Annotated in this window: 12 protein-coding genes; 6 read left to right on the top strand and 6 right to left on the bottom strand. The window is 72.8% G+C overall.

From position 1 onward, the window contains the following. Positions 1-4: 4 nt before the first annotated feature. Positions 5-958 carry a beta-ketoacyl-ACP synthase III gene (locus OG338_RS26515; protein WP_405939741.1) on the bottom strand — a complete coding sequence of 318 codons (954 nt, stop codon included), beginning with the start codon at positions 956-958 and terminating at the stop codon, positions 5-7. 270 nt (positions 959-1228) lie between these two features. Between OG338_RS26515 and fdhD the strand changes: the two genes are divergently transcribed. Further along, positions 1229-2065, top strand: coding sequence for a formate dehydrogenase accessory sulfurtransferase FdhD (gene fdhD, locus OG338_RS26510; RefSeq protein ID WP_405939740.1), 837 nt, complete (start codon positions 1229-1231; stop codon positions 2063-2065). Positions 2066-2096: 31 nt separating this feature from the next. Here the strand turns inward: fdhD and OG338_RS26505 are convergent, their stop codons facing one another. Continuing rightward, positions 2097-3107, bottom strand: coding sequence for a bile acid:sodium symporter family protein (locus tag OG338_RS26505; RefSeq protein ID WP_405939739.1), 1011 nt, complete (start codon positions 3105-3107; stop codon positions 2097-2099). A 125-nt stretch (positions 3108-3232) separates the two neighbouring features. On the opposite strand from OG338_RS26505, the gene OG338_RS26500 reads away from it, so the two are divergent. From OG338_RS26500 to OG338_RS26490, 3 genes are all read left to right on the top strand, one after another. Continuing rightward, entirely contained in the window at positions 3233-4117 is an 885-nt protein-coding gene (locus OG338_RS26500; protein ID WP_405939738.1) for a LysR family transcriptional regulator, read from the top strand. 254 nt (positions 4118-4371) lie between these two features. Further along, positions 4372-6171 (top strand): AMP-dependent synthetase/ligase, encoded by a 1800-nt coding sequence (locus OG338_RS26495; protein ID WP_405939737.1) that lies wholly within the window; start codon positions 4372-4374, stop codon positions 6169-6171. A 91-nt stretch (positions 6172-6262) separates the two neighbouring features. Continuing rightward, the gene (locus OG338_RS26490; RefSeq protein WP_405939736.1) at positions 6263-7099 is read left to right on the top strand and encodes an aldo/keto reductase; all 837 of its coding nucleotides are present in this window, start codon (positions 6263-6265) and stop codon (positions 7097-7099) included. A 77-nt stretch (positions 7100-7176) separates the two neighbouring features. Here OG338_RS26490 and OG338_RS26485 read toward each other — a convergent pair whose 3' ends face one another. Together OG338_RS26485 and OG338_RS26480 are read right to left on the bottom strand one after the other, a co-directional pair. Continuing rightward, positions 7177-8112, bottom strand: a complete 936-nt coding sequence (locus OG338_RS26485; protein WP_405939735.1) for a class I SAM-dependent methyltransferase — start codon at positions 8110-8112, stop codon at positions 7177-7179. 113 nt (positions 8113-8225) lie between these two features. After that, on the bottom strand, positions 8226-8966 hold the full coding sequence (locus OG338_RS26480; RefSeq protein WP_405939734.1) for a class I SAM-dependent methyltransferase: 741 nt from the start codon (positions 8964-8966) through the stop codon (positions 8226-8228). Between the two features lie 317 nt (positions 8967-9283). Between OG338_RS26480 and OG338_RS26475 the strand changes: the two genes are divergently transcribed. Beyond that, positions 9284-10246 (top strand): LysR family transcriptional regulator, encoded by a 963-nt coding sequence (locus tag OG338_RS26475; RefSeq protein WP_405939733.1) that lies wholly within the window; start codon positions 9284-9286, stop codon positions 10244-10246. A 3-nt stretch (positions 10247-10249) separates the two neighbouring features. Here OG338_RS26475 and OG338_RS26470 read toward each other — a convergent pair whose 3' ends face one another. Beyond that, the gene (locus OG338_RS26470; protein WP_405939732.1) at positions 10250-10555 is read right to left on the bottom strand and encodes a 4a-hydroxytetrahydrobiopterin dehydratase; all 306 of its coding nucleotides are present in this window, start codon (positions 10553-10555) and stop codon (positions 10250-10252) included. A 63-nt stretch (positions 10556-10618) separates the two neighbouring features. Here OG338_RS26470 and OG338_RS26465 point away from each other — a divergent pair, with 63 nt between their 5' ends. Then, positions 10619-11428, top strand: coding sequence for a helix-turn-helix domain-containing protein (locus OG338_RS26465; RefSeq protein WP_405939731.1), 810 nt, complete (start codon positions 10619-10621; stop codon positions 11426-11428). A gap of 51 nt (positions 11429-11479) precedes the next feature. Here the strand turns inward: OG338_RS26465 and secD are convergent, their stop codons facing one another. Further along, the gene (gene secD, locus OG338_RS26460; RefSeq protein ID WP_405939730.1) at positions 11480-13771 is read right to left on the bottom strand and encodes a protein translocase subunit SecD; all 2292 of its coding nucleotides are present in this window, start codon (positions 13769-13771) and stop codon (positions 11480-11482) included. Positions 13772-13802: the final 31 nt, after the last annotated feature.

Here is a 13802-nt window from a genome sequence, read left to right as displayed (position 1 = left end):
GGGCCTACGGGCAGCTGATCACCTGTCCCGCGTAGCTGAGGTTGCCGCCGAAACCGAAGAGGAGGACCGGCGCTCCGCCGGGGATCTCGCCGCGTTCGACCAGCTTGGACAGGGCCATGGGGATGGAGGCGGCGGAGGTGTTGCCGGAGTCGACCACGTCGCGCGCGACGACGGCGTTGACCGCGCCGATCTTCCGGGCGACCGGCTCGATGATCCGCAGGTTGGCCTGGTGGAGGACGACGGCGGCCAGGTCCTCCGGGGTGAGGCCCGCCTTCTCGCACACCTTGCGGGCGATGGGCGGCAGCTGGGTGGTGGCCCAGCGGTAGACGGACTGGCCCTCCTGCGCGAAGCGCGGCGGCGTGCCCTCGATGCGGACCGCGTCCCCCATGGCGGGGACCGACCCCCACAGCACCGGTCCGATGCCGGGGCGCTCCGGGTCAGGCGTTTCGTCGGCGACGACGACGGCCGCTCCGGCGCCGTCCCCCATCAGCACACAGCTGGAACGATCCGTCCAGTCGACGATGTCGCCCATCTTGTCGGCGCCGATGACCAGGGCGCGGGTGGCGGCACCGGCGCGCAGTGCGTGGTCGGCGGTGGCGAGGGCGTGGGTGAAGCCGGAGCAGACCACGTTGATGTCCATGACCGCGGGCGCCTCCATGCCGAGCCGGGCGGCGACCCGGGCCGACATGCTCGGGGAGCGGTCGATGGCGGTGGAGGTGGCGACCAGCACCAGGTCGATGTCGGCCGGCTGGAGACCCGCCGCGGCGAGTGCCTTGGCGGCCGCGTGCGCGGCCAGCTCGTCCACCGGCTCGTCGGGGCCGCCGATGTGGCGGGTCCTGATGCCGACGCGGCTGGTGATCCACTCGTCACTGGTGTCGACCATGGCCGCCAGGTCATGGTTGGTGAGCACCTTGGCGGGCTGGTAGTGGCCGAGCGCCACGACACGTGAGCCGGTCATAAAACGGGGTCCCCTCGCTCCATCTGTCAGGAACCAACCAGTCTTGGTCGCTACCGCCCGGTACGGGGGCAGGTGATCCCACAGGAATCCCGGCTCCGGCTTGGAGGGCTCGGCAGCAGCCCCCGGTGATCCGGGACCCGGCCATCCGGTTGCGCCGCCGTGTCGCCGGTGCGGGAGAATGGCGGCGTCGGGGCGTACCGGGCCCCTTCAACCACGGAAACACCACGGAAATACCGGCCCCCTCGCCTACAGAAATCAGGTTCAACGGTCATGGGACGGGTCACCGAGCGCCGCCGCACCATCCGCATCCGGGACGGGGCCGTCTCCGCCCGCCCCGACACCCTCGTCGCCGAGGAGCCGCTGGAGATCCGGCTGAACGGGAAGCCGCTCGCCATCACCATGCGCACGCCGGGCGACGACTTCGCCCTCGCCGCGGGCTTCCTGGTCAGCGAGGGCGTGATCGGTGACCAGGGCGATGTGCGGTCGATCGTGTACTGCGCCGGCGCGACCGCAGAAGGGGTCAACACGTACAACGTGGTGGACGTCGGGCTCGCCCCGGGCGTCGAGGTCCCCGACATCACGCTGGAGCGCAACGTCTACACCACGTCGTCCTGCGGGCTGTGCGGCAAGGCGAGCCTGGACGCCGTCCGCACCACGACCCGGCACCCCGTCGCCGACACGCCCCCGCTGCTGCTGCCGCCCGCGCTGCTGGCCGGGCTGCCGGACCGGCTGCGGGCCGCTCAACGGGTCTTCGACCGGACCGGGGGCCTGCACGCGGCGGCGCTCTTCTCGGAGACCGGCGAGCTGATGGACGTACGGGAGGACGTCGGGCGGCACAACGCGGTCGACAAGCTGGTGGGCCGGGCGCTGACGGACGGGCGGCTGCCGCTGTCCCGGTCGGTCCTGCTGGTGTCGGGGCGGGCCTCGTTCGAGCTGGCGCAGAAGGCGGTGATGGCCGGGATACCCGTACTGGCGGCCGTCTCGGCGCCCTCGTCCCTCGCCGTCGACCTGGCCGCCGAGACGGGCCTGACCCTGGTCGGCTTCCTACGGGGGCCGTCGATGAACGTGTACGCGGGAGAGCACCGCATCGCGCTGGACGCGGGCTGAGCCACCGGCACGGCTTCGCGGCGGACTCGGGCTAGGACACCGGCACCGTTTCGGGCGACACGGCGTCCCGGCCGTCGCGGGCGCGCCGCTTGGCGATGACCGCGCAGACCATCAGCTGCATCTGGTGGAAGAGCATCAGCGGCAGCACCGCCAGGCTCGCCTGGGCGCCGAAGAGGACGCTGGCCATGGGCAGCCCGGAGGCCAGGCTCTTCTTGGACCCGGCGAACTGGATCGCGACGCGGTCCGCCCGGCCGAAGCCGAGGCGCTTCGCGCCGTACCAGGTCACGGTGAGCATCAGCGCGAGCAGGACCGCCTCGGCGGCGAGGAGCGCGCCGAGCCGGGCCGGGGTCACCTGGTGCCAGATGCCGGCGACCATGCCCTCGCTGAACGCGGTGTAGACGACGAGCAGGATCGAGCCCCGGTCGACCAGGCCGAGGACCTTGCGGTGGCGGGCGAGGAAGCCCCCGATGCGGCGGCGCAGCAGCTGGCCCAGGGCGAACGGCAGCAGCAGCTGGACGCCGATCTTCAGCAGGGCGTCGCCGGAGAACCCGCCCCCGCTGCCGCCGAGCAGCGCGGCGGCCAGGAGCGGGGTGAGGAAGATCCCGGCGATCGAGGAGAAGGACCCGGCGCAGATCGCGGCGGGGACGTTGCCCCGGGCGATCGAGGTGAAGGCGATCGACGACTGGATGGTCGAGGGGACCAGGCACAGGAAGAGGAAGCCGCTCTGGAGCTGCGGCGACAGGACGTACGGCACGAGGCCCGCGCTCGCCAGCCCCAGCAGCGGGAAGACGACGAAGGTGCAGGCCAGGACCGTGAGGTGGAGCCGCCAGTGGCGGAGCCCGTCCAGTGCCTCGGCCGTGGACAGGCGCGCCCCGTACAGGAAGAAAAGGAGCGCGACCGCGCCCGTGGAGGCCCCGCCGGCCACCTCGGCGGCCGGGCCCGAGGCCGGCAGCAGCGCCGCGAGGACGACGGTGCCGATCAGCGCCGCTATGTACGGGTCGACCGGCAGCCAGGACGGCGGCTGCGGGATGCGGCGGCTCATGTGCTCCACGTTTCTCTCGGTGAGGGTCGGGCGTGCCCGGGGACCCATCCTGCTCGGACGCCCTCCGATCGGGAAACACGTACACCGCTCTGACTGTCATCACGTTCAGCGATAGCCTGCCCGGCATGTACGACCCCGCGCAGCTGCGTACCTTTCTGGCCGTCGCCCAGACGCTGTCGTTCACCGCCGCCGCCCGCCGGCTCGGGGTGCGGCAGTCGACGGTGAGCCAGCATGTGCGGCGGCTGGAGGACGCGACCGGGCGGCAGCTGTTCACCCGGGACACCCACCGCGTCGATCTCACGGCGGACGGCGAGGCGATGCTCGGCTTCGCCCGGACGATCCTGGCGGCGCACGAGCGGGCGTCGGCCTATTTCACCGGGACGCGGCTGCGCGGGCGGCTGCGGTTCGGCGCATCGGAGGACTTCGTGCAGACCCGGCTGCCCGAGATCCTTCAGACGTTCCGGCGCGACCATCCGGAGGTCGAGCTTGAGCTGACCGTGGAGCTGTCCGGGACCCTGCACCGGCAGCTGGCGGCGGGCCGGCTCGATCTGGTGCTGGCCAAGCGGCGGGCCGGGGACACCCACGGGCAGCTGGTCTGGCAGGACGCCCTGGTCTGGATCGGCGCGCCGGAGCTGCGGCTCGACCCGGACCGTCCGGTGCCGCTGGTCGTCTTCCCGCCGCCGGGCATCACCCGGGCGCGGGCCCTGGAAGTGCTGGAGGAGCAGGGCCGCTCCTGGCGGATCGCGTGCACGAGCGGCAGCCTCAGCGGGCTGGTGGCGGCCGCGCACGCGGGGCTCGGCGTGATGGCGCACACCCGGGGCCTGGTGCCGCCCGGTCTGGAGCCGGTGCCGGCCCGGGCGGGGCTGCCGGAGCTGGGCGGGGTCGGCTTCGTGCTGCTGCACGGCAGGCGCGGGGGCGGCGCGCAGCAGGCGGCGGACGCGCTGGCGCAGGCGATCCTGGCGGGCGGCGACCGGCTGATCCGCGCGGTTCGTGGGCGTGAACCGGCATGACCGGCCGCTCCGCCGGGGAGAATGATCGCGGCGTACAGATTCGGTGGAGATTCCCGCGCGAGCCGCTTACCCCGCGGTCCCAAGCGCGCCCGAGCCTTGCCCATCTGGCCGGATTTCGGCCCCTGACCTGTGCATATACCAAGTGGTACGGACCGTTCCGGACCCTCCCGCGCCAACGCCCGGTGGGGTAGCGTCGCGGCGCTGTGCGGAGCACCTCAAGGAGCAGGTCATTGCGCGAATTCACTGTCCCGCCCATGGCGGCCGCACCCCTCGTGGGCGGCCTCGCCGATGTGGTGTTCGACCATGCCGACGAGGAACCGCACCGGATCGCGCTCGGCCGGAAAGACGCGGACGGGAACTGGCAGGACGTGACGTCGGCCGCGTTCCGTGACGAGGTGCTGGCGCTGGCCAAGGGGCTGATCGCGCACGGGGTGCGGTTCGGCGACCGGGTCGCCCTGATGTCGCGTACACGCTACGAGTGGACCCTGTTCGACTTCGCGCTGTGGGCGGTGGGCGCCCAGTCGGTGCCGGTCTACCCGACGTCGTCGGCCGAGCAGGTGCTGTGGATGCTGCACGACGCCGAGGTGTCGGCGGTGATGGTGGAGCACGAGGACCACGCGATGACGGTGGCCTCGGTCATCGACCGGCTGCCGCAGCTGAAGCGGCTGTGGCAGCTGGACGCGGGAGCGGTCGCGGAGCTGGTCGAGGCGGGTGGGCACGTCGAGGACGAGGTGGTGCACCGGCACCGGCGGGCGGTGACCCCGGAGTCGGTGGCGACCGTCATCTACACCTCGGGCACCACGGGCCGCCCCAAGGGCTGCGTCCTCACGCACGCCAACTTCATGTTCGAGGCGGACACCATGGCGTCGCGCTGGGAGTCGGTGTTCCACTCCCGGCCGGGCGACGAGGCGGTGACGCTGCTGTTCCTGCCGCTGGCGCACGTCTTCGGGCGAATGGTGGAGGTCACCGCGATCCGGGGCCGGGTCAAGCTGGGGCACCAGCCGGAGCTGTCGGCGAAGGCCCTGATGCCGGACCTGGTCTCGTTCCGGCCGACGTTCATCCTGGCGGTGCCGTACATCTTCGAGAAGGTCTTCAACGCGGCCCGGCGCAGGGCGGAGGCGGAGGGCAGGGCGGGGCCGTTCGACAAGGCCGTCGACATCGCGGTGAAGTACGCGGAGGCGATGGAGGCCCGCGTCTTCGGCACCGGCCCGGGGCCCTCGGCCGGGCTGCGGATGCAGCACCAGTTCTTCGACAAGGTCGTGTACAAGAAGGTCCGCGAGGCGATGGGCGGCCGCATCCGGCACGCCATGTCGGGCGGCTCGGGCATGGAGCGCGGCCTCGGCCTGTTCTTCGCGGGCGCCGGGGTGACGGTGTACGAGGGGTACGGGCTGACCGAGACGACGGCGGCGGCCACCGCCAATCCGCCGGAGCGCACCCGGTACGGCACGGTGGGGCAGCCGATCCCCGGCAGCACGGTGCACATCGCGGAGGACGGGGAGGTGTGGGTGCACGGGGGCCATGTGTTCGGCGGGTATCTCGGCGACCCGAAGGCGACCGACGCGGTCCTCAACGACGGCTGGCTGGCCACCGGGGACCTGGGGTCGCTGGACGAGGACGGCTATCTGACGATCACCGGGCGGAAGAAGGAGATCCTGGTGACGTCCGGCGGCAAGAGCGTGTCGCCGGCCGCCCTGGAGGAGCGGGTGCGGGCGCATCCGCTGGTGGCGCAGTGCATCGTCGTCGGCAACGACCGGCCCTATGTGGCGGCGCTGGTCACCGTCGACCAGGAGGCCGTGGAGCACTGGCTGACGATGCGGGGCCGGCAGCAGCTGACCCCGGGCGAGCTGGTGCGCGATCCGGACCTGGAGATGGAGGTGCGCCGGGCGGTGGTGGCGGCGAACACCGCGGTCTCGCAGGCCGAGTCCATCCGTACGTTCCGCATCCTGGCGCACCAGTTCAGCGAGCAGCACGGTCTGCTCACCCCGTCGCTGAAGCTGAAGCGCAAGGCGATCGAGGCGGCGTACGAGACCGAGGTGGAGGCGCTGTACCGCTGAGCGGGGACGGATCGGGGCGGTCGGGAATGCGTACGCGTTCCCGACCGTTGACCCTGGGAGTCCCACCCCTCAACGTAAGGATGCTCAGCTCGTGAGCCAGGTCCCCTCCCTCACCCTCAACAACGGCGTCGAGATGCCCCAGCTCGGGTTCGGAGTCTGGCAGGTGCCGGACGACGAGGCGACGAAGGCGGTCGCCACCGCCATCGAGTCCGGGTACCGCAGCATCGACACCGCCGCGATCTACCAGAACGAGGTGGGCACGGGCAAGGCCATCGCCGCCTCGGGCGTCGCCCGCGACGAGCTGTTCGTGACCACCAAGCTGTGGAACAGCGACCAGGGCCACGACTCGACGCTGCGCGCCTTCGACGCCTCGCTGGAGAAGCTGGGCCTCGACTACGTGGACCTGTATCTGATCCACTGGCCGGTACCGGCCAAGGACGCGTACGTCGACACCTACCGGGCGTTCGAGAAGATCCACGCCGACGGCCGGGCGAAGGCCATCGGCGTGTCGAACTTCCTCCCGGAGCACCTGGAGCGGCTGCTCGGCGAGACCTCCGTGGTGCCGGTGCTCAACCAGATCGAGCTGCACCCGCAGCTCCAGCAGGCCGAGTCCCGTGCCCTGCACGCCAAGCACGGCATCCTCACCGAGGCATGGTCGCCGCTCGGTTCCGGCAAGGGCCTGCTGGAGGTCCCGACGGTCCTCGCGGTCGCCCGCAAGCACAACCGCACGCCCGCCCAGGCGGTGCTCCGCTGGCACCTCCAGACGGGCAACGTGGTGATCCCGAAGTCCGTGACCCCGTCACGGATCGCGGAGAACATCGACGTGTTCGACTTCGAGCTGGACGCCGACGACCTGGCCGCGTTCGCGGCGCTGGACGAGGGCAAGCGGCTCGGCCCGAACCCGGGCGAGTTCAACGCCGGCGCCTGACCGCCACGGTTTTACGGAACCGCCGCCCCCCGCTCGTACGTGACCGGGGGCGGCGGTTTCGTCGTTACGGGGATGGCTCAGGCGGCGCGCCGGCCCAGGTGCAGGGTGCGGGCCAGAAGCAGGAAAACGTCCGGGCGGTGGTGCAGGGATGCCGGGTCCTCGGGGTCCAGGAGCCGGTCGAGCACGGCAAGGTCCTCGGCGTCCAGGTGGTCGCGCAGCCCGCCGCTGCGGCGGGTGAAGTCGGCGATCACCTGTTCGCGGGCCGCGTCTCCGAGGGGCGCGGGCAGGTCGAGCAGGAAGCTGCGGGTGCCCTGCGGGGTGAGTCCCGCCGCGCCGAACAGGGCCGCCCAGTCCTCGACCTCGCGCCGGGCGTCGGGCAGCTCGGCGCGCATCTCCTGGAAGAGTTCCGCCTCGGCGGCCTCCATCCGGGCCTCGATCCCGGGCCTGCCGAAGCCCAGGTCGCGCGGGAGCTGCCGGGCCTGGAGCCCGCCCTCGACCAGGGCGACGGTGCCGCCGGGGCGCAGCAGCCCGCCGAGTCCGGCGAGCGCGGCGTGCTGGTCGCCCATGTGGTGCAGGGTGTTGCCGGCCCAGATCAGGTCGGCCTCGCCCAGGGCGGGCAGCTCGTCGGGGAGGGTGGCGTGCAGGGTGGTGACGCGGCCGTCGAGCCCGAGCCGGCGCGCCCGGTCCCGGGTGCGTTCGAGGAGGGCGGGGGTGCCGTCGACGGCGACGACCTCGGCGTCCGGGAAGACCTCGGCGAGCAGGCAGGCGACCACCCCGGGTCCGGCGCCGACGTCGAGGACCCGGCGGACCTTCGGGGCGGTGGGCAGGGCGGCGATCCAGCGGGCCGCCTCGGTGTACTGCGCGCTGCTGAGCTCGGCGTTGCGCTCCAGGAGCGGGGCCATAACGTCCCAGTCGGGTTCGGCCCCGCCGTGGTGGTGCCCGTGCGCGGAGGGCTCATGGTGCAGGCCCTGGTGGGCGTCGTGGTGGTGGCCGTGGGTGGAGTGGTTGCTCATGGCACCAGGGTCACCAGACGCGGCGGCTCAGGCAAACATCCTTGCCGTTCCGGCAAGCCGTCCGGGTGGGCCACCTTCACCGGAAGGCCGGTGGGCGGCGGCCGGCGGGCCCGCTATCCGCGCCGGAAGGCCAGCAGCCGGTACTCCGGGTCCGCCCGCCCGCGGTCCTGGTCCGGCAGGGCGGCCAGGCTCCGGACGAGCTGTTCGGCGGTGTCCCCCGGCAGGACCAGCCGGGAGGTGTAGTAGCCCCGCCGGACCCCGCGTGCCGCGCTCACCGGCGACCGGCCCTGCCCGTGTCCGGTGAAGAACGCGTCGCCCGCCACATCGAGACCGCCCTCCGCCGCGTGGGCGACGACCAGGTCCGTGCCGTCGGCGGGGGTCGGCGCCAGATACGGGGCGAACGCGGCGTCGATGTCGCTGCCCACGTCGTGCGCGGCGTCCTTGTCGACGGTGGTGACGAACACCCCGCCCGGCCGCAGCACACGCGCCGCCTCGGCCACCACCGCCCGGACCGCGCCCGGTTCGCGCAGCAGATGCAGCAGCCAGACGGCGCTGACCGCGTCCACCGCCGCGTCGGGCAGCGGCAGCCGCCGGGCGTCGGCGAGCACGACGGCGCCGACGCGCTGCCGGGCGACGACGGCCATACCGTGCGCGGCGTCGGAGCCGGTCACCCGCAGCCCGGGGCGGCCGGCGGCGATGCGGCCGGTGACCAGTCCCGTACCGCAGCCGATGTCCAGCAGGGAGCGCGCGGTATCCGGGATCAGGCCGAGCACGGCGGCCGCCGCCGCCTCGGCGCGGGGCAGTCCGCCGCGCGTGGCGTCGTAGACCGTGGCCTCTTGGCTGTAATCGAGCATCGGGAGGCGATTCTAGGGCGTGTCCGCAAAGTCCCGTCGTACGCCCGAAGGGCGTGGCCTGCGGCGCATGGCGCATCCCCAAGTTCTCGGCTTCGCTCGAACAGGGGAGACCCCACTCCTCGGCGTGCCGGCCGCAATCCCTCGTACTGGATGTACTAGGGATTGCGGCCGGTGCGGCGAGAGTGCGTGCCAGGCGTCACGGGCCAGACGGGACTTTGCGGACACGCCCTAGCCATGTCCGCCAGTCATGGGTGCGAACCAGAGGTCTGTACCACCGATGTATTGCCGTGCGGCCACGGGGGCCATAACGTGCGGTGATGGAGCTGGAGTTGCGCCATCTGCGAACCGTACGTGCCATCGCCGAAACGGGCAGCCTGACGAAGGCCGCCACCGCGCTGGGCCTCGCTCAGCCCGCGCTCAGCGCACAGCTGCGGCGGATCGAGAAGGCGCTCGGCGGCCCGCTGTTCGAGCGCGACCACACGGGCGCGCGGGCCACGCCGCTGGGCGAACTGGTCCTGGAGCGGGCCCGGATCGTGCTGCCCGCCGTCAGCGAACTCCAGGAGGAGGCCGTCCGGTTCGCCAACGCGATGGGGACCATGGAGCGGTTCCGGCTGGGCGGCACGCACGGCCCGCTCCTCGGCGGCCTCGTGGACCGGCTGGCCGAAGCGCACCCGGCGGCACCGGTGTCCACGTACACCTCCTGGTCGGTGGCCGAGGTCGCCTCGCAACTGGTGGACGGGCGGCTGGACTTCGCGCTCATCGGGACCTGCGGCGAGAGCGCCCCGCCGGACGCGGACCGGCTGGAGTGGCAGGTGGTCGGGGTCGATCCGGTCTTCGTGATGCTGCCGGAGACCCATCCGCTGGCCGGACGGGGCGAGTTGGAGCTGTCCGAGCTGTCGGACGAGTGCTGGGCGGACGTGCCGGGCGACGGCTGCTTCGCGGACTGTTTCGTGGCGGCGTGCGCGCGGGCCGGCTTCCGGCCGGTGTCGGTGTACGAGACGGACACCTCGTCCGTCGTCCATCTCGTCCAGGTGGGGCGCGCGGTGGGGCTGTGCCGGGCGACGTTCCCGCCGACGCCGGGGGTGGTGACGCTGCCGGTCACCGGGGCGCCGCTCAGCTGGCGCCACCTGCTGGGCTGGCACCCGCGCTCGGCCGCCGCTTCGGCGGCGGCCGGTGCGGTGAGCGGGCACACCCGGGCGGCGTACGCCCAGGCGGTGGAACGCAGCGAGAGCTACACGCGCTGGCTCGCCACGCACCCCCGGTTCGGTGCCGCGGCCTGACGGCTATTCCGCCCCGTGGCCGGGTGCCACCGCCGCGACCCGGGCGGCGAGGCCGAGGTCCTTCTCCGTGACCTTGCCGCCCGCGTCGTGCGAGTTCACGGCGAGGGCGACGGTGTTGTAGCCGAGCGTCAGATCGCTGTGATGGTTCAGCTCGTCCTGGATCGCGGCGATGTGCATCGCGAACGCGGCGGCCGCGAAGTGCGAGGGCAGCCGGTAGGTCCGGGCGATCCGGTCCCCTTCAAGGGACCAGCCGGGCAGTTCGCGCAGCCGGTCCTCGATCTCGTGCTGCGGCAGCGGTGCGGCGGACATGGGGCGGCTCCCTCACTGGTGGGTGATGCCGGTCGGCGGTGCCGGTGACGTTACGGTCTCGGTATGACAACTGTCGCGCTCGACACGGGGGTAGGGCCGCTGCTGCGCAGCTGGCGGGAGCGGCGCCGGGTCAGTCAGCTGGAGCTCGCGCTGCGGGCCGGCTCGTCGGCCCGGCACATCTCGTTCATCGAAACGGGGCGCTCGCGCCCCAGCGAGGAGATGGTGCTGAGGCTCGCCGAGCACCTGGACGTGCCCGTACGGGAACGCAACGCCCTGCTGGTGATGGCCGGTTACGCCCCGCACTACGCGGAGACCGCGCTCGACGACCCGGCGATGGGGGCGCTCCGGGACGGCCTCGACCGGCTGCTGCGGGGCTACGAACCGTATCCGGCGTTCGTCGTGAACGGCACGTACGACGTGGTGGCGGCCAATCAGGGGATGACCCGGCTGCTCACCGGCGTCCCGGAACGCCTCCTGGCCCCGCCGCTCAACGCGATGCGGCTCACCCTGCACCCGGAGGGCCTGGCCCCACGCATCCGGAACCTCCGCGCCTGGCGGGCGGACCTCCTCGCCCAGATGGAACGCCAGATCGCGCTGGTCCGTTCGCCGGAGCTGCGTGAGCTGTACGAGGAGGTGGCGGGATATCCGCTGCCGGCCGGAACGGCCGGGGGCGAGGACTGGCAGCCGCCCTCGACGTCGGTGCCGTTCGCCCTGCCGCTGGTCATCGAGCACGAGGGGCATGTGCTGTCGTTCGTCGCCTCGATCGCCACGTTCAACACGCCGATGGACGTGACGGTGGCCGAGCTGGCCATCGAGACGCTGCTGCCGGCCGACGCGGACACCGCCGGGTATCTGCGCTCGCTGACGCCCTGAGGACGGACCGGGCCCGTGCCCGCCGGTTCGGCCGGCACGGGCCCGTGGCGGCTACACCCGCGCCCCGTTGTCGTGCGGGTCACGGCGTCCGGCGCGCTGCCGGGCGCGCGGGGCCCGGGTGCGGGCGGGCGGCGGGACCTTGCTGGTGCGTTCCAGCAGCAGCGCGGCCGGTACGGCGGTCATCACCGAGGAGTACGTGCCGACGACGATGCCGATCAGCAGGGCGAGCGCGAAGTCCTCCAGCGAGTCGCCGCCGAGCACGGCGAGGGAGGCGAGGATGAACAGCGCGCCCATCCCGGTGTTCACCGTCCGGGGCACGGTTTGCAGGACCGCCCGGTTCGCCACCTCCGCCAGGGGCTTGCGGCGGGCCTTCGCCCACAGCTCCCGCACCCGGTCGAAGACCACGACCGAGTCGTTGACGGAGTACCCGATGACGGTGAGGAGCGCCGCCAGGAAGATGCCGTCGACGGTGCGCCCCAGCCAGGCGAACACCCCGATCAGGATGATCACGTCGTGCACGAGCGCCGCGACCGAGGCGACGGCGAACGTCCAGCGGAACCGGACCGCCAGATAGGCCAGCTGCACGAGTACGGCGATGGCCAGGGCGATCAGGGCGTTGCGCCGCAGTTCGTCGCCGAGGCTGGGGCCGATCAGCTCGTCGCGGACCTTGGTGGTCTCGCCGCCCTCCTCGGCCAGGGCGGCCCGCAGCGCGTGTTCGCCGTCGTTGTCGAGGTCTCCGGTGCGCACGGAGATGTCACCCGCACCGGCCGTGGTGACCTCGGCGTCCCCGAACCCGGCGCCCGCGAGGGCGGTGCGCGCGGTCTCGACGTCCACGGGGCGGCTGGTGGAGTACTCGACCAGCCGGCCGCCGGTGAACTCGACGCCCAGATTGACCCCGCGCACCACGATGCCGGCGACGGCCACCGCGATCAGGACGGCGGAGACCGTCAGCCAGCGGCGCGGGAAGCGCATCGGCTGCGGGTCGCGCCGGGTGAGCCAGGTCCGCACCCGGCCCGGGATCGCGATGCCGTTGACGCCCCGGTAGTCCGCGACGAACCGCGAGTGCGCCGCGATCTCGGTGAGGGCGCGGGCGATGACCAGCGCGGAGAACATCGACGCCAGGACACCGATGGCGAGCGTGACACCGAACCCCTTGACCGGTCCGGAGCCGAGGAAGAACAGCAGCCCGGCCGCGATGAGCGTCGTCACGTTGGAATCGGCGACGGCTGTCCAGGCGCCCTTGAACCCGGCGGCGAGCGAGGACCGCAGGCTCTTCCCGGGCCGCCCGGCGTACTCCTCCCTGGCCCGTTCGAAGACCAGCACGTTCGCGTCGACCGCCATGCCGATCGCCAGCACGAAACCGGCGAGCCCGGGCAGGGTCAGCGTGACGCCGAGGGCGACGAGGGCCGCGTACGAGATCACTCCGTACGCCGCGAGCGCCACGGCGGCGAGGGCGCCGAACAGGCGGTAGATCACGATGATGAACAGCGCGGTGGCCGCCGCGCCGATCAGGGCGGCCCGCGCGCTGGCGTCGATGGCGGCGGCACCGAGCGTCGGGCCGACCGTCCGCTGCTCCACGATCTCGACGGGCACGGGCAGCGCGCCGCCCTCGATCAGCAGGGCGAGTTCGCGGGCCTCGTCCGCGCTGAACGAGCCGGTGATCTGGGTGGAGCCGGACGGCAGGCCCGAACCGCAGGAGACGGTCGGCGAGACCTGGGGCGAGGAGATCACCCGCTTGTCGAGCACGATGGCGACCCGGCGCCGCTCGTCCTGCACCGGGTGGCAGGCCGCCTCACCGGTCAGCCGGGTCCAGTCCCGCCCGGCGTCCTTGTGGAAGTCGAGCGACACGGTCCAGCCGGCGCCCTGCTGGGCGTCGAAGGACGCGGACGCCTCCTTGACCCCGGCACCGGAGAGCGCGACGGGCCCGAGGGCCAGCTCGCGGCCCTGCTCGTCGGGCAGCGTCAGTCCCTTGCCGTCCTCGCCCGGTTCGCCCGGGCCCTGGACGGCGTGGAACGTCAGCTGAGCGGTCTTGCCGATGACCTCGGCCGCCTTGCGCGGGTCCTGGACATCCGGAAGCTCCACGATGATCCGGTCCTCACCGGACCGGGTCAGAGTCGGCTCCGTCACCCCGAGTGAGTCGATGCGCCCGCGCAGCACCTCCAGGGTGCGGTCGGTGCTCTCGCGATCGGCCTTCGCGGTGTCGGAGTCCTGGGCCTGGAGCACCATACGGGTGCCGCCCTGGAGATCCAGGCCGAGTCTGGGTGACATGGTCAGCGTGATGAACACGGAAACGAGCAGCACGGCCGCAGCCAGCACCGCCCGCACCGTGGTGGCGCGCGTCATTGCGGGATTCCTCCGAGGGGGCGCCGGGCAC

Origin of the sequence: Streptomyces sp. NBC_00726, from assembly GCF_045161735.1 — a bacterium.
GTDB lineage: Bacteria > Actinomycetota > Actinomycetes > Streptomycetales > Streptomycetaceae > Streptomyces.
Note: the sequence above shows the minus strand (reverse complement) of the source record. Positions and strands in the feature narration are given on the sequence as shown.

Excerpts from the sequence above, each read along its gene's own strand:
- OG338_RS26515 (WP_405939741.1), bottom strand. The coding sequence starts at position 958 with ATGACCGGCTCACGTGTCGTGGCGCTCGGCCACTACCAGCCCGCCAAG.
- fdhD (WP_405939740.1), top strand. The coding sequence starts at position 1,229 with ATGGGACGGGTCACCGAGCGCCGCCGCACCATCCGCATCCGGGACGGG.
- OG338_RS26505 (WP_405939739.1), bottom strand. The coding sequence starts at position 3,107 with ATGAGCCGCCGCATCCCGCAGCCGCCGTCCTGGCTGCCGGTCGACCCG.
- OG338_RS26500 (WP_405939738.1), top strand. The coding sequence starts at position 3,233 with ATGTACGACCCCGCGCAGCTGCGTACCTTTCTGGCCGTCGCCCAGACG.
- OG338_RS26495 (WP_405939737.1), top strand. The coding sequence starts at position 4,372 with ATGGCGGCCGCACCCCTCGTGGGCGGCCTCGCCGATGTGGTGTTCGAC.
- OG338_RS26485 (WP_405939735.1), bottom strand. The coding sequence starts at position 8,112 with ATGAGCAACCACTCCACCCACGGCCACCACCACGACGCCCACCAGGGC.
- OG338_RS26480 (WP_405939734.1), bottom strand. The coding sequence starts at position 8,966 with ATGCTCGATTACAGCCAAGAGGCCACGGTCTACGACGCCACGCGCGGC.
- OG338_RS26475 (WP_405939733.1), top strand. The coding sequence starts at position 9,284 with ATGGAGCTGGAGTTGCGCCATCTGCGAACCGTACGTGCCATCGCCGAA.
- OG338_RS26470 (WP_405939732.1), bottom strand. The coding sequence starts at position 10,555 with ATGTCCGCCGCACCGCTGCCGCAGCACGAGATCGAGGACCGGCTGCGC.
- OG338_RS26465 (WP_405939731.1), top strand. The coding sequence starts at position 10,619 with ATGACAACTGTCGCGCTCGACACGGGGGTAGGGCCGCTGCTGCGCAGC.
- secD (WP_405939730.1), bottom strand. The coding sequence starts at position 13,771 with ATGACGCGCGCCACCACGGTGCGGGCGGTGCTGGCTGCGGCCGTGCTG.